A 22,353-nucleotide genomic window follows, 5' to 3' on the forward strand; every position below is an offset into this window, starting at 1 on the left:
ATTGCTCCTGGTGTTAGTTGTCGCCGCATTTATATTAATTGGCACAGAAGCAGGAAGAGTCTGGCTGGCTGACCAGGCTAATAAGTGGCTAAATGGATCTGATCCGTTTGTCACTCAACAACTGACGCTGGAGTTAGTCAACCTCCACAACCCGCAAATTAATCGCTTGCTGATCGACAAATTGGTGCTTTACAAAAATGAGAGTCCTTGGCTGACCATCACCAACCTGGATATTCAAATTGATCTGGCATCACTCTGGGAAAAGAGAGTAGTTATTGATCACCTGCAAGCCAAGCAGGTCTACTATCTCCACCAGCAATTTTTCAATCGGCCCAATCAAGAGACCAATGTAGAAACCACGGCTAAAGAACCACTAACCATTCCGCCAATCTCCGTCTCGTCACTGATAATTAGCGAACTCATAATCGACTCCCTACTCCCCACTGAACAACTACCTGATTATGCTTTAGAAAACAAAATGAGCTACTCGCTCAAGGGGAATGCCGCTCTAGAGAGCCTGAGCGAGCTTGCCGTTAACCTGGAAGCAGAATCACAAACCAGTGGTTTAGCCTCGTTTACACTTCACACCCGGCAGATCACCCACAATGCGATAGCGCTAGAGGCGACGATATCTGAACCCGAGAATGGTTGGCTGGGGCATTGGCTGCAACTACCTATCAGCCAACCTATAGCCGCCTCACTTCAGGCAAATGTAACCCGCGAGCAGGAACGCTATCGACTTGATATCGAAAAACTGGAGCTTCCCATCCATAACCACCAGGTTGCACTGTCAACAACCGCCCTGTTTCGAATGGCCAACCGAAACCCACAGGCCTCAGTCCCATGGCAACTGATTATCAACAATGGCGAGCTCCGTATCGATGAGACGAGTAACACAATTAATGCGGAGATCAACTATCCAAAACTCTCCGCCAAGATAGAAACCAACCAGTTTCCATTGGCTATCTTGCAACCTTGGCTGCAAGCCATTCCCAGTGGGGTTGTCTCATCATCACTAACGCTCAGCAATACAATCACCGACCCTCAGTTCGACGGCTGGGCCAGAGGCAAAATCATATACCAGGCTAACACCCTGGATGTCGATCTCTCAGCCAACGGTCACCAGACTTATTTTCAAATCGATAAGTTAACTGTCGAAAAAGCAGACACCCAAATAACGGCCAAGGGCTCTGTAGACTTAAACGGAGCGAACAATGATCTCAACTTTACGGTTTCCAATTTTCAGCAGTCCATTCTTGACGATTTCAATATTTCCCTACCAGAGGCTATCGCTGAACAGCTCAAGCCCTTTGATACGACAATTAAAAAAGCCAACGGCCATTTAAGCGGCGCTATAAGGGCACTTGAAGGAAGTTTCAACGTCAGCGCATTAGGCACCTATCAGCAGCAACCGTTCGCATCTCAAAGTGAATTTACGCTAACGACTAACGCTTTAAACATTATTTCATTAACAGTTGATTTTCCGGAAGGAAGAAGCTTGGCAAAGGGCAACATTGACTGGCAAGCACGCTCTTTCAACATAGAAACAGAACTTATTCACTTACCCTTATCCCTATTGTCACTCGCTGGCATTAGTTTACCGGCGGGCCTAACGGCCAATGTATCCGCCACTACAAAAATAGCGGGCCAATTCGACAATCCTGTCATCAGCACCAATGCAACCTTAAATGGAAATTACCAACAGATACCGATTGCTCTACAAAGCCAAGCCAATTGGCAGAGTGGCAAATTGACTGTTGATCACCTTGAACTGACCAACCAAACTGCAACCTTGCTAAGCGGTCACGGTCACTACTCAAATAGCGACATGGACATAGCTCTGGCAATGAACAGGTTGCCGACAGCGCTACTTGAGCTATTTTCTATCTCTGTGCCAGGCGGTGAATTTAACGCAGACCTTACCGCCAAAGGCTCATTGCTGTCACCTAACCTGCAAGGTTCTATCCACTATTCAGCCCCTTTTTTCGGCTATGACAAATACGGTAAAAAGCAACCATACCAGATCACCTGGGATACAGACTTAACCACCAGCAACCAAAGGTTACAGATAGCCTCATCGATTAGTCGTGACGGCCATCAACCGGGCAGGCTGAAACTGTCGTTACCAGTGGATTATTATGCCCAAGCCTTAATTGTTAAAAGAGACGACATTACTAAACTGCCAATATTGATTGACTTAAAAGCCAACGTCGATCTCCAGGCGTTAAGCTTTTTATGGGATTCAGATATCCACCAAATCACTGGCCGCCTCGACGGTGACCTTCGCTCAAATGGCAGCTTAAGCCAGCCAGATATAACCGGTGTTGTAGAATTGTTGGATACCAGCTACTTCAACAACACCACCGGTTCAAAACTGGAGAATCTTAACTGTTCGGTTTCTGCAGTCAATAGAACTATCAGCGTTGACGCCTGTAACGCAAGCGATGGCAATCACGGCAGCTACAGCATTGATGGCTCACTTAAATTGCCACAACAAAATGACTACGGGAAAGTTCACTTTTACGTTAACGCCGAGAATGCAAACATTATCAAGCGCCCAGATATCGACAGCCAGGCAAACGGCAAAATTACATTAAGCGGCGACTTTAAATCACTGTTGGCAGAAGGCACACTGGAAGTAACACCTTTTAACGCGATTATCGATATAGATCTTGGGTCAAACACCCCGGAGTTAAAAGTGCATGAGGTCTATGATGAGGAGATAAAATTGAGTAAACAAGCCACTCTGTTTCAGCTCCCTACCCTAACGTTCGACCTTAATATCGTAGCAGACAAGCAGGCTTATCTTCGCGGCCGCGGTTTAGAAGCGGAGCTAAAAGGCAACCTCTCCATCAAAGGCTCTTCCGCAAGCCCCGATTACAACGGCGAATTCAGCACTATACGAGGAGCATTCGACGTCTTTGGTAAGTCGTTCAATCTGGAACAAGGCCAGGTAAACTTTGTTAACGATTCGATAGCCATTTCGGTGCGGGGCGTTTATGAAAACGACGACAAACAGATTATTGCCGAGGTCATCGGCAAAAACGATGAGTTTACGATCACCTTTTCTTCTATCCCCAACCTCCCCGAAGACGAGATCATCTCCTATATTATTTTCGGTGAGTCGGTACAAAATATATCGCCAATTAAGGCCATTCAACTGGCCTATGCGATTCAAACACTGCGTGGTGGCAGCGGCTCCTTCTTTGACCCGATAGCAACAACCCGCGATATTTTAGGGGTTGACACCATCTCAATCGATAACGAGACAACCGAGAACGGTGACAGTGGCATTAATGTCGGCGTTGGTAAATATATTAACGACAGAGTCTATTTGGAGATTGAACGAACACCCGATCCATCGCAGCCCTGGAAAGGAAGCATTCGAATTGAATTGACGCCAAAAATCAACTTACAGAGTACAACTGGCGGAAAATCGGGAATTGGTCGAGCAGAAATCATATGGAGTAATGATTACTAGTCTATGCGATTTATGCCCGTTACCGGTACCTTTAACCATCGTTTAGAGCCACATCTAAAGGCCACCGAGACAATCGTTCAAAAGCCCCTACACCCAGCGGCGTTATCAGGATGACTTAGCATGACGAGCAACCCATTGATATTCGCCAAACAACTTGATGGCAAAGGTAGTTGTCAAAATTTCCAGAGTTTAGAAAACCTTCAAAATATTCAAGGTCCACTTTGGCTCCATTTTGATGCCAACGCACCCGGCATAGATGCATTATTAGACGAATCTTTTTCAGATATAGATGACCACACTATAAAAGCGATTCTTGATCAGGACGCACGGCCCCGTATATTGGAACTGGATCAAGGTCTATTGATCATTCTGCGAGGCATTAACCACAACGAAGGTGCAGAGCCCGAGGACATGGTGGCTATCCGTCTTTGGGTGACAGAAACGCGCTTAATCAGCCTCCGTTACCGAAAATCAAAAACCGTAATGACCGTTGCTAAAACACTGGATGAGGGTCGAGGAGCTCATAGCCTTGGCGAAATATTGCCCAAATTTGTAATTCGTTAATTAGCTATATAGAAATAAGCATTAATCAGTTGGATGATCGTATGGACACATTGGAAAGTGAAGTCTTAGAGCAGCCATCCGGACACCTTCGCCATTCCATCTCCGAGGTTAGAAAATCAGCCATTATGTTGCGAAGATACATAGCCCCACAGAGGGATGTATTGAGTAGTTTGAAAACGGTAGATATGGCCTGGCTCACACGCGATGTAGAGCGGCGGCTACAGGAGGTTCACGACAACCAACTGAGAGGTATCGAAAGCCTGGATGCCATTAGGGAGAGATCTCAGGTGGTTATGGATGAATTAGTCAGCGCCGTGTCTGACAAGCTCAACAGCAACCTCTATGTTCTCTCCGTTATAACTGCGATATTTTTGCCATTAGGCTTCTTAACGGGCCTCTTTGGTATTAATGTCGGCGGCATACCTGGTGTAAACGACGACCATGCCTTTGTAAATTTTGTTCTGCTGTTAACCGGGATTACCGCCTTGCAAATCGTGATATTCAAATTGCTAAAGTGGTTCTAATACGCAAAAGCACATTAATGGGTGAAGTTTCAGCCACAGACAAATTTACTTTCAGTTCCGAACATCACCAGATAGTGATGCTATTTAACCCCTGCTGATAGCAGCTTAACCCAAGTGGGATGAGTGAACGCCCGATAGAACCTTTAACCATAGCTGATTAAAGAGCCTCGACTATTTCCACTAACTGTTTAGCTTTTGATTCTGTTTCTGCTGTTCTAGGTGGGTGAAAGAAAGGGCTGCTCTTTTTAATTTCACACCGCCAAATACAGGACAGGTGTTTTATGAGCGTTGCTTAAAAGAAGTAAGACGGTGGGTGTAGCACCTAAACAGAAAACAGTCGGATACCCACGCTAACAATCGGGTACCCGAGCTGGCAAGCAGATAGACACATCAGCTTAACCTAAAGCATCTACGTCACTCTAACAACAACCAAGCTCAGTTGAAGCGGGTTATAATTTTAGAAATCCAGACTCTTGCTGATCACTTCAAATACATCTTTCGACAGTGACTCAACCTTGCCGATCTTCTGCAGCTCTGCCCTCATCAGGCCCTGCCTATTGGCATCGTACTTCTTCCAGCGCGTTAGTGGAGCCAGCATACGGGCCGCCATCTGAGGGTTACTGGTATTGAGCGCAATAACCACCTCCGACAATAAACCGTAGCCTTGGCCATCAGCCTGGTGAAAATTAACCGGGTTGTTATTGGCAAAGGCACCTATTAACCCTCTAACCTTGTTGGGGTTTTTCAAGGTGAAGGCTTCGTGCTCCATGAGTGTTCGAACTTTGGCCAGGGTATTCGGCTGGGGTGCAGTCGCTTGCACACTAAACCATTGGTTAACCACCAAAGCTTCGGCTTGCCAACGTTGATAAAACGCTGCCAGCGCTGCGGCCGCCATTGGTTCCGCTGCGGCCGCATCAGAGTGGACCAGGCAAGTAAGCGCGGCCATTTGGTCGGTCATGTTGTTGGCTTCTGTGAATTGGCTGAAGGCTGCCTGTAGCCATTCGCTTTCACCGGTGGCAACCAAATACTCCAAACAGATATTTTTAAGACTGCGTACCGCAATTTGCTCGGCAGTAGCGCTGTAGTGTACGGCGCTTGGTAAAGAGGCGAAGCGATCACTCAACTCTGCAATCAGTGATTTTGCAATGGTCTTTTTGACCAGAGAGCGCGCCTTATGAATATCATCGACAGCGGCCACCTCAGCAATTTCGGCTAAAAACACTTCACTGGGCAGGCTCAGCATGTGTGCCACCATGGCGGCATCAATATAACGATCTTGCAGCAATGCACCAAACGCCGTCAGCAAGCGAGCATCTATGTCTATACCGGCACCCACTGAAAGCTGTGACTGAGCATCATGAATAACCGCGACGGCCAGTTGCTGGCTGGCATCCCAACGGTTGAAACCATCGTCATCTTTGGTGATTAACGTAACCAATTGGTCTCTGTCGTAGTTGAACTGCAATCGAACCGGCGAGGAAAAATTGCGTAACAACGAAGGCACCGGTCGCTCGCTAACACCACTGAAGGTAATGCTCTCTTCCGACTTTGTTAGCTCCAGGACGGCGTGCGTTGGACGACTGGCATCGAAATGACCGCCAGCAGCGTCGAACTGAAGCGCTATTGGCCCGGCACTGGTCACCAGCCCCATAGCCATTGGAATCACATAAGGGCTCTTTTCCGACTCGCTGGCTTCCGGAGTTGAAGGGCAACTCTGGTGGAAGGTAAGCGTGTATGTTTGTGCCACTGAGTCGAATTGATCAGAGACTTTAAGCACTGGCGTACCCGCTTGCGAATACCAGCTCATAAAATTCTTCAGATCGCGACCACTGGCCTCTTCCATAGCGGCAACAAAATCGTTAATGGTCGCCGCACCACCATCATGCCGGGCAAAATAGATATCCGAACCTTTACGAAACTGCTCTGGACCGAGTAGCGTGTGTAACATTCTTACGACTTCTGCACCCTTTTCGTAAACGGTCAGGGTATAGAAGTTTGATATTTCTATGAACGAGGCAGGCTGCACGGGATGCGCCATGGGGCCGGCATCTTCCGCAAACTGCATGGTGCGCAGTAGTTTGACCTCCTCTACGCGTTTAACAGTACGCGAGCCCATATCGGCGGAAAATTCGGAGTCACGAAATACCGTAAAGCCCTCTTTCAGGCTTAATTGGAACCAATCCCGGCAGGTTACCCGGTTACCCGACCAGTTGTGAAAATATTCGTGAGCAACTACAGATTCAACCCGCTGAAAGCCAAAATCAGTGGTGGTTTCCGGTTTGGCGAGCACACAGGAGGTGTTAAATATATTAAGACCTTTATTCTCCATAGCGCCCATATTGAAATCGTCGACGGCAACAATCATAAAAATGTCGAGGTCATACTCCCGGCCATAGACCTCTTCATCCCAACGCATCGAGTTTTTCAGAGATGTCATGGCGTGGTCACACTTGTCGATATCTTTATCCTCAACAAATATCTTCAGCGTAACCTCTCTACCGCTCATGGTTGTAAAGGAGTCTTCTAACACGGCCAAATCGCCGGCTACCAATGCGAAAAGATAGGCGGGTTTGCGGAAAGGGTCGTGCCAGGTTACAAAATGGGTGTCATCGTCCAAGTCACCGAATTTAACCGGATTGCCGTTCGACAACAGTACGGGGTACTCCGCTTTGTTGGCGACCACCGTGGTGGTAAATTCGCTGAGCACATCTGGCCGATCCAGGTAGTAGGTAATCTTCCGAAAACCTTCCGCTTCACATTGAGTGCAGTACATGGTTTTCGATTTATAGAGACCCTCAAGGGAGGTATTCTGCTCGGGTGATATAAAACCAACGGTAGAAAAGGTAAACGACTCTGGCACATTGAATACCGTAAGTGACTCAGAGTCGACCCGATACTCTGAGGCATTCAACTGTTTACCGTTGATACTTACGCTTTGCAGGTCGATCTCCTGCCCATGCAGAACCAATTCCCTATCGCTCTGTTCAGCCTCAGGGTTGCGTCGTATTTTCAGCTCGCTGGTGACTCTGGTTGTCTGAGGGTGCAGTGCAAAATGGAGGTGGGTTTTATCAATTAGAAAATCAGGAACTTGGTAATCTCTGAGATAGATCGCACGAGGTTCTGCATCTCGCATAACAAACTCCTTAAATCGATGATATTTAACCGTGTTTAAGTTGGTAATCGATATCCACGGTCATTTTAAAGAAGAGCGCAACATTGCCATTCCTTGGACGCTGACAAAGTTACTGAACGACAAAACCGAGCTGGTAGCCGGTATATTTACGTAAATTAATAACACCGGAATCGAGAATCAGATACTGGCCCTTTATACCCATCAGCACCCCTTCTGCGACTGGGTCTTTGTCCAGATTAAAACTGGCGATTTTCGTAGGGTAGCTATCCACAGGAAATCTCAAAGTGACCACCGGCGTTTGTAAAACTTCAAAGTTTTCTGAACCAAAGCGGGTTTTTACCGCCTCAAGCTCGTCTGCACACTCGTTTAACAGCTGATCACGCAACGCGGATAGATCAATTGACTCCGCCGTACCCTTGAGCATGTTCCGCCAATTGGTTTTATCGGAAACTTTGCTGCGTAATACATCTTCGATAAAGCCCGCCTGCTGCCTGGTGGCAACCCGCATTATGGGTAACGCCTGCTCTGCCCCCTGATCAATCCAGCGTGTTGGTATTTGATTTAAGCGCGTTAGGCCAACCTTTGGGGCGGTTGTGTTGGCGAGATAGACAATGTGATCGGTCATGCAAAACTGTTCGCCCCACTCCGGCTCACGACAGGTACCGGCGGAGTAGTGACAACGTTCCGGGCTGAGCACGCATTGATCACATTGCGCTAGGGATTTCATACAGGGAAAACAGTAGCCCTGGGAGAAGCTCTTTTTAGTCTTGCGACCACAGTGGATACAGTGAATGGCGCCCTCATACTCCAGGCGCACCACCCTACCAATGTGGTCATTCATTCGGGTTGCCTGGTCACCCAGATGCAGGTGATAGACAATAGCACCATCGGATTGCAGCTCGGCGGCCATTTTTTGGCAGGAACCACTCAGTGGCGATGTTGCATCGGTGTGCAGGATAGTACTGGTCAAAACTACTGCCACTTCAACGGTGATGGCTCATCCTCAGCTGGGGAGTCGCTGGCGCAAGCCTTTTTGGGAGGAACGTAACCCGTGCGCTGCTCTGCCGGGAGGTTTTTAGCCTCATAGGCAATAATGGCCTGAAGGCAGTTTTCTCTTTGCTCTACCGTCAAAGGCTGTCCATTTGGCCACTTGCCGATCTCAATAGCCCGGCGTAGGTTTTGCCAGATTTCTGGCGTTATGCTCTCTAAAAGCTGTTGGTAATCCATGGTATTCACTACTTATCCAGTTCATACAAGGCGGGCGGCAGACGAATTCAAGGCCCTCGGACGCGGAGCAGTTGCGCATATAGAAACGCTACGATCATCCCGGAAGCCAGCCCCCCCAGGTGTGCCCCATGGGCGATACCACCGCTGGCGAAGAGATCCAGAACCCCCGCCAACCCCAGGAGGAGCGATACTAGCATGAAAATCACAATGCCGGTGGGAATGTTTAGGCTGCTATCACGGTGTAAAATCTGCCACACCCAGATAAAGCCCAACAATCCATAAACCACCCCAGAGAGCCCTCCAAACGGACGCGGCTCACCCCATACGCCCTGCACCACATTGGCTGCAATCGCTATGATCAGGCTAATTACCAAGAGCGTGCGCGAGCCAAGGCAAAGCTCAATACGGCGCCCGAAAATCCAGATCCAGAGGGCATTAAAGGTGATGTGCATGGTATCGAAATGGAGGAAGGTGGGTGTGATTAGACGCCAAACCTGGCCAGCCAAGATCGCCTCTTTTGCACTTCCCACACTCATGTAGGGAGGGTGGTACTCAACGGGGAAGAAAAACAGCCAGGATATCCAGGGTATGGCCCCCTGATGCTTGGCCAGGTGGACAAGCAGCGTACCAACCAGACCGAGCAGTATCAACGCAGTGGTAACCGGTGCAGACAGAAAGGCAAGGAATATCTGGTTGCCCAAACCGGCGCTCGGCGCCGCTTCGGCGAAATCTGGGTTTTGCAGCTCTACTGGCCCCTGCTGCCATTGGCGCAGTAGTTCCACCACCTCGACTCGATCCTGGCTATTAAACAACCAAAGCCACTGATACCCCTTCTCCTCGGTGAAACGATGTTCGATACCTCGCTCCTGCAGGACCCGGTTAACCTGGGAGAGATCGAGTTCAACGGGGAATTGGGCGCAAACGAACCATCCACTCATAGCATTGACAACTTTCTATATAAGAGCCGATTACTCAGGCTCTGGCTGGCGCCACTCAGGCGGATCGACGTAAACCCACACAAATTTGCCCTCATCAAGGTGCTCTTCACGGTCGAAGCGATAGGCCGCCAGGCGACCAAATTTAACCGCGCTGTAGTCGAGACAAGCGATATTTGAACGGATGGGTTTGGGAGTGCCCTGCAACCAATAGTGGCCAATAAACAGCGGCCGTTGGTCATGCCCGTAAAAGAGCAGACGGTCCCGCTCCTCGGTGGAGAGCACCTTATGCAGTAGATCTTCCGGCAGCGGATCTGGTTGAAATACAACATCGGCGTAGGTTTCCGGTGCTTGCGCCCAGAATTTTGTTCTGAAAAACCGCCGCTGGTAACCATCTCGGCTGGTAATGACCCGCCCTTCTGGCAAGGGTAGATCTGTGCCCCGTGTCAGCCTGTCCATCACCCGACCCTCGAAGCTATCGCGAATCACCGATCGCGTGATGAACTCTATGGAGGTGTAGTTACTGTGGTATTGGTTCAGATAGCTGCGAATCAGCTGCTCGTCCCAACAGGCGTGCACCACCCGGAAGTGATCAGTTTCAAAAAAGAGCGGCAACTGGGTGAACCACTCAATATACTCCCGCCACTCCACGGGATAAGCGGCAAACTGCTCTAATGTTTCGGCGATAAGCCGGTTATGGTGGTTGTTGTGTTCGCGCAGATAGTGCCGGCCCATCTCTGGCGGTGCCGGAGTACAGTAGCCCACGGCGTTGTACTCATGATTGCCCATAATACAGACGGCCGCCCGACGGTCGACCATGGAATAGACCACATCCAACGCCTCCCGAATATGAGGCCCGCGATCGACAATATCACCCACAAACACTGCAATTCGCGACCGGTGACGCCAACAGCCGTTGATGTAGCGATAATCCATTCGCTCCAACAAATTGGTTAAGGTCTGTGCGCAGCCGTGAACGTCGCCGATCACATCGAAGCCGGGGATATCGTTGAGCTCTTCAGCAGTTAACATAAGCTATGCAAAAACAAGTTCTCAGCACAGTGAATAGAAACACCCTCGTCAATCCACCAGATGGCTACCCCAGCCCAACTTACGACGGCAGGTATCGTAGAAATCATGTTGCACCGGGTGGATGAGGGTTAAACGAGCGCCCTTCTTGTGAACCAAAATTTCGTCACCGGGTTGGGTAACCACGTGGGTCTGACCGTCACAGGTGACGTGGGGAAAGGCGGTATTCTGCATCCCAACCAGCAAGCGAACCTGGCTGCTGCCAGAGATGATCATCGGCCGGCTAGACAAGGTGTGAGGATTGATTGGTACCAATTCAATGGCATCCAGGCTGGGATGCATCAGCGGCCCACCACCACTCAGGGCATAAGCGGTGGAACCTGTCGGGGTGGAGATAATCAAGCCGTCAGAGCGCTGACTGTACACAAATTGACCATCCACGTAGACCTCAAACTCAATCATACGTAAAAATTTGCCAGGATGGATAACCACGTCATTTAGGGCATCCCCACCACCTATCTTCTGGCCATCGCGCATAACCGACATGGCCAAGAGAAAACGTTGCTCACTGTCATAGCGGCCTTGCAAAACGTCCGCCACCCTGTCTTCTATCTCGTCTGGAGAGATATCCGTCAGGAAGCCCAAACGGCCGCGGTTAACACCCAATAGCGGAGTACCGTGATCGCACACCGCGCGGGCAGCACCTAGCAGGCTGCCGTCGCCACCGACCACTATGACCAGGTCACAGGTCGGACCCAACTGTTCACGCGGCACCTCAGGTAGCCCACTTCCAGGCAGAGAAGCCGCGGTATCGCTCTCCAGAATGATGGCGCAGTCGGTTTGCGAGAGAAACGCAATCAGGCGTTTAATTGTCTCTACCGCGGTGTCGCTACCCAACCGCCCTACCAAGCCAACCGTTTTAAATTGAGTCATATGTCGAGACTTTAGGTTTATACACAGGAAAGCGCAGCTTATACCGGCAACGCTCTGGTCATCGCCGCCATGGTAGCATACTGTGTACCCACAACAGCAAAGCTCCAGGCGTGATTGGGAGGCATACAGCCATCACCACCATCAACACCACACACATCGAAGCCGTTCGACAGCTGCAATGGTGCCTATTCTCCCCAGACCTCTTCAACCCGGCTTCAGTGCCCATCACCGCACGACCAACAGCGATATCGACCCTTGGTTGGCAGCAGTCACAGGCGGCGATGGCCAGCCAGTTGCAGAACGAGCCGCACTCAAATCGCATAGGCATTCTCTTTGAACAGGCGTTTAGTTGTTATTTAAGCCATGAACCGCTGGCGCTTACCAGAGCGATATGCCGTTTCGACCAGATTCAATCCCGCATCCAGGTGCAAAGCAAGACCACAGGCAAGACAATCGGGGAATTTGATTTTCTCTTTATCGATACCCTGGAAAAACGGCCCGTACACGCTGAATTAGCCGTTAAATTTTTTCTGCTGAAACGCCCGGCAATGAGCAACCCTGAAGTTATGGCGAACTGGATTGGCCCTAATCAGAGAGATCGGCTCGACCTCAAGTACGAAAAACTTTTCATACAACAATTGCAGCTGGCTACCACTCCGGAAGGTAGGCAGAAAGTGGAGCAGCTCAGTTTTGAAGCCGCTCGAATACAGCAGCAATACCACGTTAAAGGCGTGCTCTTTTATCCGATAGAAAAGGCCGGGACAGAGATCAACCAACTACGATCGACTCTACCCAACACCATCAACCCGCAGTGTAGTTTAGGTTTTTGGTTGGAGATGGATCAGGCTCCTGCATTTTTTGCGGGCAAAGCCCATTGGCGTTGGCGGTTATTGAGGCGAAGAGAGTGGATATATCAGTGGGAAACAGCAAGTTTAGCTACCGGTGCCGCGGCAGACTACTCTCCACAGACACTATCGACAGGCGCATTAGAGCAGGCGTTACACCAACAGCTTCTGCAATTCAAAACCCCGGTGCAGATAGTCGGTTTTGCGAAAGAAGACGGCTATGAAGCTCAACGATATTTTGTGGCACCCACTGGCTGGTCGGAAACCACATAACCCCCTCGCACCCAATACGGACTGATTGTCAGCAGTTGCTTAAGCTTGGGATTAACACTACAACCAGTGTAAATTTCAGACAGGCCACCTTCCAGCGAAACGGCGTTGTAACCCAACTTACTGAGCGCAACAGCGCCTGCATTACTGCGAAAGCCACAGTCGGAGTACAAAATGTATTCAAATCTATTATTCAGTCTGGGCAGGTGCAATGGAAGTATATCGAGCGCGATATTAACGGCAGTCTCAAGATGGCCGAACTGATACTCAGGCACAGTGCGTACATCAATAATAATGCACTCTTCATCTTGGCCAAGCTTAGCTAGTAGGTAGTCTAAATCGACTGTGGTTGCCTGGTCGCGCTTTAGGAGTGGCAGGAAGTCATCTTTAGATAAGCGCATCAACACGCCGTTTTCTATCATTGAGACCGTAGCGTTACGTTGGGTTTTATTGACCAGCGCATCCTCGCCAAAACATCGGCCAGGGCCAATTTCTGCGACGACTTTCTTCATATCGGCATCGACGTCGGCAACCTCAACTTTGGCTCGCCCCTCTTTTATAAAATAACAGGCATTCCCTACATCTCCCTGGCGAACTATCACATCACCAGAACTGACCACACGCGGTGTTAACTTGGAAAAAATCTCGCTGACATTGGTGGGTGGCACCTTGAAAAAAAGGTTGGAATCTAAAATGAAGTTAATCCACTCGGCGTCTTCATCCCGTGTAGGGTCACCGGCGATCTGAACCCGCTGGAACTCTGCCATCTGGCTCCAACATAGCTGTTGTTTTAATTCCTGTGCCGGGAATATTAGTAACTCAGAATCCATTACCGCTGTAATTTCAACGGCGTGATACTGTTGATAGGCGATAGGTAGAAGATTTTCTGTGGCCCGTACCCGTTCTTCGCCCTCGAAGGTACGAACAATCACTTCGCCCGAGAAGAGATAAATATAACTTTCCAGACCCAGATTCTGGGATTTAAGGCTCGAACCTTTGAATAAAAATCTGGAGTGAGCCTTATTCAAAAGAAAAGACAAATGCTGTTCTGGAATACCTTGTAAAGGCACAAAAGAACTTACGCTGTCGATTTTGCCGTTCATAGTTAGTCGCGATTCCGTTATTCCAGCTGTCGTTTTTATATACAACCGTTTATCGTCCTTGAGGTGTGCTCACTGGCTATTTGTGAATCTTCTTTAAGCTAGCAAGCACTAAGTTTAAGGCATTTGGCGGCAAAGAAGAGTATTGAATAATACTTTTATGGTTATTGGAGAGAGGTTACCCCTCTCCGGCCCTGGAGGCCTCCGGTATGAAGCATCACCACATGATCCCCCATTACCAAACTGCCATTTTCCATCCATTGGGCTATCGCAAAGAGTACTTTAGCTGTATATACCGGGTCCAGCAATATTGATGTTTCTGACTCAAACCTATTAACAAAATTAGCCAGGTAGTTAGGAAACTTTGCATAGCCCCCACAATGCCATTCATGGTGAACATGCCACCGACACCTTGGCTGAATATTAGCCTTAGATAGATACTCGGATATCGTTTGAGTAATGGTGTCAGCACCTTTTACGACACTAATTCCGTGCACATTAAATTGGGCTGGTAGCTCTGCCACCAACCCTGCCATAGTTGTTCCTGTGCCGCAGGCGACAAACAAGTTGACTGTTCGGTTGAGATTTTGTGGCAGCTGCTCGAGTATAGAGCTGGCAATCAACCTGCAACCGGAGAAACCCTCGCTATTATTACCGCCTTCGGGAATCACCCAAGCAGGCCCATAGCGTGCATGAAGAGCAGACTGAAAATCTACACTATCCCGCAAACTCCACTCGCTCTTAGTTACATAGTGAATACGCATACCAGCCGAGAGACAATCAACCAACGTTGGCGTTAAGTGTGTATGATAATCACCTCGCACCACACCGATAGTCTCAATATCGAATAGTTTTCCAACTAACGCCAGTGCATGCAGATGGTTTGAGTAGCCACCACCAAACGATAACAGTCGTTGTAAACCAGCGTTTTTCATGGCTGACAAATTATTGATCAACTTATACCACTTGTTGCCCGAACAACTGGGGTGGATAAGATCATCCCTTTTTATCCAACAATTAACTCCCCACTGCTTGGCCAGTGACCAATCTATCTTTTCGAGGGGAGTTGGATCAGGGAGATAAAAGGCGTCTTTTGGGGATGGCATTCTTAAATTTATGTGGCGGCTGTATGGCACTCCTCATCAGACTGATAAGCGCCATTTACCAGGAGCCCCACGATTACCAGGCTCCAGGCAGATTTAAAAAGTTGTCTATTTACCGAATTGAAATTTTACAACATTGTTGTGGCGATGGTCTTCGCATCGATCGCTCTCACCGGTGTGAAAGTCCAACGGCGAGGTGATTCTCGATATTTGTCGGGAACAGGTACTACCGTCCCTAGCGATGGCCTGACAAACTGGGTTGGTGAAATGCTCCAGCCAGGAGCGGTAGGTGGGCAGCGATACCCCGCATTTTTCAGCGACAAAGGCCACCGGATTATCCATAAAAGCGGTGAGCTCCTCTTTCGAGACGTTCAGATGACCTAACCCGGTTTGGTAAGCGACAAAGTTAATACCGGCTGCATGTAAATCATCCAAAATCTTATCGCCGGTATACTCTTGAAGCTTGTTACGCTCCTCCCGCATCGAATCAAGCTCTTCGACCAGATTCTTCTGATGTTCGGTCAGATACATAATTTCAATATCACGTAGCTGAAGTTGCTCTTTTAGTTCGCTGGTAGCTGCCTCAATTCTGGCTTTAGCTTCCAACTCAAATTGCTGATTAAGCAACGATACTTGGCCTTCACCAACATTTTTGGCACTCTTCAGCTTCTCTTCAAAATACTCACGAACGTGCGACATTTTTTCGGCCTGGCTATCAATAGTGGTCCGCAATTCTGTTATCACCACGTTTTGGCCGTGTATACGCTCATGCAGCTCTTTGCTATCCGCCTTAAGTCGCTCAACCCTCGCCTGATGCTCACGACTTATGGCCTCCAGCTTTTGACGATGCTTGTTACGCACTGTTGCCAACTGCAGCCGCTGCTGTTTTAACGTATTGGCCAGCCGATTGCGGAAGCCACGATAGAGCTTCACTTTTACCTCATCCGCCAGCTCATCACGTAGAGCCTTCTCTATACGCCGCTCATCAACAGCATCTAAAGTAGGGATAGCCTCTTCCTTTTTAACGGGCGGCGGTTCAGGCTTGAAGGGCAATCCAAGGCGATTTTCGGCAATGGCTTTGCGTAGAAGAATGAAAGAGTTAGCGCCTGGGGACATATCCGGGTCCCAAAGGTTGCGCTGCTGCCATGGCATGGGGCACTGGGTATAACAGGCCAGGCGAATAGGACCAGCTCCTAAATTAGGCCCATGGGCAGAGCTGTCAGCCAGAGTATCCAGGGGTACATTCCAGCGCTTATCAGGAAACCCGTCGCGATCAAACAATATAAAGAAGAAGACAGCCGCAGTGATCCTGAGTTGTTGATCAATCTTTAGGAAAACGGCCTGGACATTCTGCGTGGCGAAATCTGGAAGCGGTATGAAAGAGTCAAGCACAGCTTCGAACTCAGAATAGAGCATCTCAGCAGCGATGGTATTTCCCTTCATGAAGACAACCGCTGACGCTAATTCATCACTACTCGAACTCATAAATTCTCACCACAACTGAGACCACAGGGTGGTCTGATTATAGATGCTACTTTTGAAACCTGCCCGGCAAAGATTCTTCCAGTGGATCTGGCCGAAGGGACATGTCGCCAACCGGCGTTTGTAGGATCTTCTGGTAGGCGCGCAGTTCCCGTGAAGTAGAGAACGTAAGTAACCAATTTACAGCCCATCTGTCGCGTATAGTAAATTGTAGACACAAAAAATCAGACGCACGAATTCGAGTTGTGACCTGTTTGTCATATTTTGTAAGAGATCAAGCCGCGATCTAATTTTTTCCGACTTGACTCAGAGCTAAATGTGACCAATTTCCCTAATTGGGCGAACAGTTGAAAAGGTTTGCGGTAGAACCCAATCCTGACAGGTGCACCCACAGCAGACTTTAATCTCAGCGTTTTGGTATAACTAGCTGTTTGTTATGCCCTGAGGTAAGGAACTAGCCACGGTCTGACATCGGCATCCAGTTGGACTCAAGATGCTCAAACAGTCGGGCCGTCGGCTTAGTTGTTTTAGGAGAAGTTAGAGGCGGGATTATAAGAAATGGACTTCTGGTTTGAGGGCCAAGCGATAGCGACGAGCTACATCTCGTCGCCATCAATCAACAGTTCATCTTCGTCGTCGTAGAGCTCATCTTCCAGGAGCTCTTCTATATAGTCTTGCATTATTGTACCTTTCGTTTGCGTCTTGAGATTTATTGTTTGCTACGAAAATCTGTATATTCGTATCACCAAGCGGAGACCCTACCACCCCACTTACCAGCAATACGTTAAAACCAACGTAGCATTCTTTATGGTTTCGCGGCTTAATTTGACTACCCTCGCTTAACTTTCTGTACAAATATGAGAAGTAGGTAAACCAAGGTTTGTGAAAGATATCACACTCAATTAAGCCACCAATTTAGGGGATTGATACTCCATAATGGCATCTGCCGGAACATCTGAACCAAAAAACTGGTAAAAGTTCCAAGCAAATGTGAGACCAACCACCTAACACCGCAAACTTTAGTCAACAACTATTGCAATCTTATTACGCGGTAACCTCCTGATAACCCCATTCAAGCCAAGGCAACAGCTTTTCTATATCGGCGACCTGCACAGTGGCACCACACCAGATCCGGATACCACAGGGAGCATCCCGATAGGAGGCTATGTCGTAAGCTACCCCCTCAGCCTCCAACAGCCTGACCAGTTCGTTAACCTGTTGCTCGGTAGCATCCAAGCAGAGACATACACTGGTATTTGAAATTTCACCAGGCTCCTGAGCCAGAAAATGAATCCATGGAGTCGTCTCCACAAACTGCCGGATTGCAGCCAGGTTCGCTTCACTGCGGGCAATCAAGGCGGGAACCCCACCAATGCTGTCAGCCCATTGAAGAGCGTCCAGATAATCGGCTACGCAGAGCATAGAGGGAGTATTAATGGTTGACCCTTTGAAAATGCCCTCATTTAATTTTCCACCAGATGTTAGGCGGAATATCTTAGGCATTGGCCATGGCGGAGTATAGTTTTCCAAACGCTCGACAGCTCTCGGGCTAAGAATCAACATGCCATGCGCCCCCTCGCCGCCGAGTACCTTTTGCCAGGAGTAGGTCACGACATCCAGCTTTTCCCAGGGCATATCCATAGCAAATACAGCGGAAGTGGCATCGCAGATAGTCAGCCCGGAACGGTCATCAGAGATCCAATCCCCATTGGGCAGCTTGACGCCTGAGGTGGTGCCATTCCAGGTGAATACCACGTCATGCTCGAAATTCACCTTGGCCAGATCCGGCAATTTACCGTAGTCGGCAATGAATTCGTTCACCGAATCTAGGCGTAGCTGCTTCTTGATATCACTGACCCAGGTTTGCCCAAAAGACTCCCAGGCCAGCACATCCACGGGCCTGGAGCCAAGTAGACTCCACAACGCCATCTCAACGGCTCCAGTATCCGAGGCGGGTACTACACCAACACGGTAACCGGCAGGCAAACTCAACAATCGGGCCGTTTCTGTGCAACAAAGCTCTAAAGCGTGCTTTCCTAGTGCACCCCGGTGCGATCGCCCCAAGGTTGCGGTATCCAATTTGGCCAAATCATAGCCCGGGCGCTTGCTGCAGGGTCCGGACGAAAAATTCGGGTTGTTGGGTTTGACGGCTGGCTTAACCAGGGTTGTGGATTCTGTGGTCATAGCGTCTGGCTCATTTGATCAAGATGTGCCACTGGGCTTCGGCCCGTGGGGGCGCTATTATGCCAGCATTCCCGGCAGTTGCTACACCCCGACGATCATCCAGCGAACCACCAGGTGGCCCCCCGATAAAAGCGTTACCAACTCCCCTACTGAACTTCAGCCAAGCCTTCGCCTTTAGTCCCCGCGCAGCACTTTTGGTATGGCAAACCTCCTGGCGCCTGACGACTGTTTTTGCGGTAATGACCGTGATAGCCGGGCTGCTGCCTGCCGCCGCAGCCTACACAGGCCAGCTCATTGTCGATGCTGTGGTTTCAGCCAAAGAGACTCACAGTCAATTGGCTGTCTGGAGCGAAGCGCGCAATCAAGCGCTGTTCTGGGTGGCGGTAGAGGCACTTATTGTCACCGGCATCGCTTTTAGCCAGCGTGTCATAAATGCCTGCCAATCGCTCTTGCGGGCTCAGCTAGGGCAGCGGGTCAATGAGATGATTCTGGTCAAGGCCCAAACCTTGAGCCTTGGCCAGTTCGAGGACTCTGAGTTCTACGACAAGCTTACCCGTGCCAGACGAGAGGCCTCCGTCCGCCCACTAGCGCTGGTCAACAAGACCTTTCTGCTTGCACAACTTGCGATTTCTCTGGTCAGCTTTGCCATTATCCTTTGGCAGTTCTCTATCCTCGCCCTCCTCCTTCTATTTATTGGTGGCCTACCCGTTTTCTTTGCAGAAGCCAAATACTCCGGAGAAGCATTCCGCTTGTTCCGCTGGCGCTCTCCCGATACTCGGCAGCAGCTCTATATCGAGACTTTATTAGCCCGCGAAGATAGCGCTAAAGAGGTAAAGCTATTTGAGCTGGGACCACGCCTGCTCAATAAGTACCGGGCAATATTTCAAGCGATATTTAAAGAAGACAGTGCCTTAACGATTAGGCGCGAAACCTGGGGGTTTATCCTGGGCTGTGTTGGTGCCGTATCTTTTTATGCCGCTTATATATGGATCATTCTGTCAACAATATCCGGGCAGCTGACCCTCGGGGAAATGACCATGTACCTGCTGGTCTTCAAGCAGGGGCAGGCCAATGTCAGCTCCGCACTTTCCGCAGTGAGTGGCATGTACGAAGACAACCTCTACCTCTCAAATCTTTATGAATACCTGGAGCAACCGGTACCGCAAGAGACCGGAACACTGAAAAGTGGCTGCCGACCGAACACCGGCTTGGTCTTTGACGCTGTCTCATTCACCTATCCCGGCGCAATCAAACCAGCTTTAAATAACGTAAGCTTCACTCTTCACCCGGGCCAGAAACTTGCCATTGTTGGCGAGAACGGCTCGGGTAAAACAACGTTAATAAAACTGCTTACTCGTCTCTATCTGCCCAGTGCGGGCGTTATTACCCTCGATGGAACACCGCTAAATGATTGGGATTTAGCCACACTTCGCCGGCGCACCAGTGTTATTTTTCAAGACTTTATGCGCTACCAATTCACGGCTGGTGAAAATCTTGGAGCTGGCAATGACCAGCTTTTCCACAACCGAAATGCCTGGCAGAACGCCGCGGAAAAAGGACTGGCCAATGATTTTATCGAGGGGCTAACCAAGGGCTACGATACGCAATTGGGCCGCTGGTTTAAGGATGGGCAGGAGTTATCCGGTGGGCAATGGCAAAAAATAGCACTCTCGCGGGTATTTATACGCCCGGAGGCTGATCTTCTCATTCTCGATGAGCCGACATCGGCGGTAGATGCCCGCGCCGAAGCTCAGTTATTCGAGCTTTTCCATCAGCACACGGCAGAAAAGATGGCTATTTTGATTTCGCATCGCTTCTCCACCGTAAGAAACGCGGATCACATTCTGGTATTGGATAAAGGTGCGGTAATCGAGCAGGGAGACCATGAACAGTTGATCAAACACAATGGACTCTACGCCCAGCTCTATAATCTGCAAGCCAAAGGTTTTCAGGATTAAATGGCCACCTACCAGATTAAAGACCAGCCGGCCAAATTAATCCTCTGTGTAGGCGGCCCTGCAACATCAACTGGTGGCAGCTGGGCAGCTACCTTTAGCAACGATCCGGCGTAACAGTACCCAGGGATACACGACCACACTCAACCCACAGTAGCCATTTAACTTGCTGAAAAATCCACGACTTGTTGGCCGCAAGCAAACCTAAAAGGATTCGGTTTTAGTACAGCAAGGTGTAGTACCTACGTTGATATTTAATCGCCAGCGGGTCAGCTTTACCCAAGGTCGCGAGCATATCCAAAAATAGTTTCTTGGCCGCGCCGTCTTGATAGTTCATGTCGCCACGCAACAGCTTCAACAGCAATTCCAATGCTTCGGCGTGCATACCATTCTGACTATACTGAACAGCCAACTGCAGTTGTATGGCTTTATCGTCAGGGTTGCGCTCAAGCTCGCTCTCTAATGCTTCGATCTCAGGGCTCTTAGCAGATTGCTTCTGTAACTCCAGACGAGCCATCAACGTTTTATAATATTCGTCTTGATCCGCCATGCGCACTTCGGCCAACAGCTCCTCGGCTTCATCCATCCGATTCGACTGCAACAGACAATCTGCCAGCGTGAGTGTAATGTCGATTTGTCCTCCGGCGCTCGTATGCGCTTGGCGTAGCAAGGGCAAGGCGGAAGAGTAATCGCCACCAGACATAAGCTCTCGAGCAGATTGAAGATCAAGATCCCAAGGTTTGGGCAGGTATTTATCCAGTACTTCACGCACAGCGGATTCAGGTTGCGCCCCGGTAAAACCATCAACGGGCTGGCCATCCTTTATCAGAATAACTGTGGGCAGGCTCCGTACGCCCAACTGGCCAGCAATCATCTGCTGCTCTTCCGCATTCACCTTAGCTAACAGAAACTGGCCGCCATACTCACCAGCCAAACGCTCTAGAACCGGCGTAAGGGTTTTGCAGTGGGAGCACCACTCTGCCCAAAAGTCGACCACGACCAGCCGCTTCATAGATTCATCTATAAGCATCTGTTGGGCGTTGCCTTGATCTATATCTACGACATAGTCGTTCATCTTCAAGCTCCCTACATAAGATTAAACACGGTATTTGGGGTCAATATTTCTAAATTCAATAAAAACCTTCCCCTTACTTGTTATCACTCACCAATAGGCGAATTGAAGTACTGTTAAAACCGAGCACCACATCCTCATATAGTTTCCCTCAAGCAGAAAAATGTAGGCGCCTTACTGGCAGTTAACTGTCATAAACTACAAATAAAATAGATGTTTTCACAGAAAGCGGCACGAAATCTGCCTACTAAATCTATTAATAGAACGGCAATAGATATTGGGTATAAATAAGCTAATTACTTATTTGATTTTCTTATGACTACTACCCAACTTACCGATACCCACAAGTATTTGATGGCCTAGACAATAGTTGCATGGACGTTTAAATGAATTTAGGTAACTATCGAGCAACGTTTTCCCTTTCGCTTGTACCAGCCTCAATAAGCCTTTTACGCACGACCCGACCAACGCGGTTATTTACCGACGACAACCGGGGCGACCAAAATCAAAATAAAT

14 protein-coding genes and 1 pseudogene are annotated in these 22,353 nt (G+C 49.1%); 4 read left to right on the top strand and 11 right to left on the bottom strand.

Annotated features, from left to right (window positions below; all coding sequences use genetic code 11):
* Nucleotides 1-10: 10 nt before the first annotated feature.
* Complete coding sequence (locus SBL51_RS03265; RefSeq protein ID WP_317929153.1) at nt 11-3,481, top strand: translocation/assembly module TamB domain-containing protein; 3,471 nt, start codon at nt 11-13, stop codon at nt 3,479-3,481.
* Nucleotides 3,482-3,601: 120 nt separating this feature from the next.
* Nucleotides 3,602-4,569: pseudogene (locus SBL51_RS03270) on the top strand (zinc transporter ZntB).
* 457 nt (nt 4,570-5,026) lie between these two features.
* Here the strand turns inward: SBL51_RS03270 and pepN are convergent.
* The 6 genes from pepN to SBL51_RS03300 form a co-directional block, all read right to left on the bottom strand.
* Entirely contained in the window at nt 5,027-7,702 is a 2,676-nt protein-coding gene (pepN, locus tag SBL51_RS03275) for an aminopeptidase N (RefSeq protein WP_317929154.1), read from the bottom strand.
* Between the two features lie 109 nt (nt 7,703-7,811).
* Entirely contained in the window at nt 7,812-8,633 is an 822-nt protein-coding gene (locus SBL51_RS03280; protein WP_411860459.1) for a DUF2797 domain-containing protein, read from the bottom strand.
* 41 nt (nt 8,634-8,674) lie between these two features.
* Complete coding sequence (locus SBL51_RS03285) at nt 8,675-8,929, bottom strand: YeaC family protein (protein WP_317929935.1); 255 nt, start codon at nt 8,927-8,929, stop codon at nt 8,675-8,677.
* 47 nt (nt 8,930-8,976) lie between these two features.
* A complete protein-coding gene (locus tag SBL51_RS03290; RefSeq protein ID WP_317929155.1) occupies nt 8,977-9,867 on the bottom strand; it encodes a rhomboid family intramembrane serine protease in 891 nt (296 codons plus the stop codon).
* Nucleotides 9,868-9,897: 30 nt separating this feature from the next.
* A complete protein-coding gene (locus tag SBL51_RS03295; RefSeq protein ID WP_317929157.1) occupies nt 9,898-10,896 on the bottom strand; it encodes a metallophosphoesterase in 999 nt (332 codons plus the stop codon).
* A gap of 48 nt (nt 10,897-10,944) precedes the next feature.
* Nucleotides 10,945-11,826, bottom strand: a complete 882-nt coding sequence (locus tag SBL51_RS03300; RefSeq protein WP_317929159.1) for an NAD(+) kinase — start codon at nt 11,824-11,826, stop codon at nt 10,945-10,947.
* 218 nt (nt 11,827-12,044) lie between these two features.
* Between SBL51_RS03300 and SBL51_RS03305 the strand changes: the two genes are divergently transcribed.
* Complete coding sequence (locus SBL51_RS03305) at nt 12,045-12,944, top strand: DUF1853 family protein (RefSeq protein WP_317929161.1); 900 nt, start codon at nt 12,045-12,047, stop codon at nt 12,942-12,944.
* Here SBL51_RS03305 and SBL51_RS03310 read toward each other — a convergent pair.
* The 4 genes from SBL51_RS03310 to SBL51_RS03325 all read right to left on the bottom strand — a co-directional run bounded on the left by SBL51_RS03310 (nt 12,899) and on the right by SBL51_RS03325 (nt 18,810).
* Nucleotides 12,899-14,044, bottom strand: a complete 1,146-nt coding sequence (locus tag SBL51_RS03310; protein WP_317929162.1) for a cyclic nucleotide-binding domain-containing protein — start codon at nt 14,042-14,044, stop codon at nt 12,899-12,901. The genes SBL51_RS03305 and SBL51_RS03310 overlap by 46 nt on opposite strands.
* Nucleotides 14,045-14,205: 161 nt before the next feature.
* On the bottom strand, nt 14,206-15,147 hold the full coding sequence (locus SBL51_RS03315; RefSeq protein WP_317929164.1) for a 1-aminocyclopropane-1-carboxylate deaminase/D-cysteine desulfhydrase: 942 nt from the start codon (nt 15,145-15,147) through the stop codon (nt 14,206-14,208).
* A 105-nt stretch (nt 15,148-15,252) separates the two neighbouring features.
* The gene (locus SBL51_RS03320) at nt 15,253-16,629 is read right to left on the bottom strand and encodes a hypothetical protein (protein ID WP_317929165.1); all 1,377 of its coding nucleotides are present in this window, start codon (nt 16,627-16,629) and stop codon (nt 15,253-15,255) included.
* 1,041 nt (nt 16,630-17,670) lie between these two features.
* Nucleotides 17,671-18,810: a phosphoserine transaminase gene (locus SBL51_RS03325; RefSeq protein WP_317929166.1), complete on the bottom strand. Its 1,140-nt coding sequence runs from the start codon at nt 18,808-18,810 to the stop codon at nt 17,671-17,673.
* A 377-nt stretch (nt 18,811-19,187) separates the two neighbouring features.
* Between SBL51_RS03325 and SBL51_RS03330 the strand changes: the two genes are divergently transcribed.
* Nucleotides 19,188-20,768, top strand: coding sequence for an ABC transporter ATP-binding protein (locus SBL51_RS03330; protein ID WP_317929167.1), 1,581 nt, complete (start codon nt 19,188-19,190; stop codon nt 20,766-20,768).
* A 217-nt stretch (nt 20,769-20,985) separates the two neighbouring features.
* Here the strand turns inward: SBL51_RS03330 and trxA are convergent, their stop codons facing one another.
* Nucleotides 20,986-21,840 carry a thioredoxin gene (trxA, locus tag SBL51_RS03335; protein WP_317929168.1) on the bottom strand — a complete coding sequence of 285 codons (855 nt, stop codon included), beginning with the start codon at nt 21,838-21,840 and terminating at the stop codon, nt 20,986-20,988.
* Nucleotides 21,841-22,353 lie beyond the last annotated feature (513 nt).

This window comes from Halioxenophilus sp. WMMB6 (assembly GCF_033283405.1).
GTDB lineage: Bacteria > Pseudomonadota > Gammaproteobacteria > Pseudomonadales > Cellvibrionaceae > Halioxenophilus.

Excerpts from the sequence above, each read along its gene's own strand:
- pepN (WP_317929154.1), bottom strand. The coding sequence starts at position 7,702 with ATGCGAGATGCAGAACCTCGTGCGATCTATCTCAGAGATTACCAAGTT.
- SBL51_RS03285 (WP_317929935.1), bottom strand. The coding sequence starts at position 8,929 with ATGGATTACCAACAGCTTTTAGAGAGCATAACGCCAGAAATCTGGCAA.
- SBL51_RS03290 (WP_317929155.1), bottom strand. The coding sequence starts at position 9,867 with ATGAGTGGATGGTTCGTTTGCGCCCAATTCCCCGTTGAACTCGATCTC.
- SBL51_RS03295 (WP_317929157.1), bottom strand. The coding sequence starts at position 10,896 with ATGTTAACTGCTGAAGAGCTCAACGATATCCCCGGCTTCGATGTGATC.
- SBL51_RS03300 (WP_317929159.1), bottom strand. The coding sequence starts at position 11,826 with ATGACTCAATTTAAAACGGTTGGCTTGGTAGGGCGGTTGGGTAGCGAC.
- SBL51_RS03310 (WP_317929162.1), bottom strand. The coding sequence starts at position 14,044 with ATGAACGGCAAAATCGACAGCGTAAGTTCTTTTGTGCCTTTACAAGGT.
- SBL51_RS03315 (WP_317929164.1), bottom strand. The coding sequence starts at position 15,147 with ATGCCATCCCCAAAAGACGCCTTTTATCTCCCTGATCCAACTCCCCTC.
- SBL51_RS03320 (WP_317929165.1), bottom strand. The coding sequence starts at position 16,629 with ATGAGTTCGAGTAGTGATGAATTAGCGTCAGCGGTTGTCTTCATGAAG.
- SBL51_RS03325 (WP_317929166.1), bottom strand. The coding sequence starts at position 18,810 with ATGACCACAGAATCCACAACCCTGGTTAAGCCAGCCGTCAAACCCAAC.
- trxA (WP_317929168.1), bottom strand. The coding sequence starts at position 21,840 with ATGAACGACTATGTCGTAGATATAGATCAAGGCAACGCCCAACAGATG.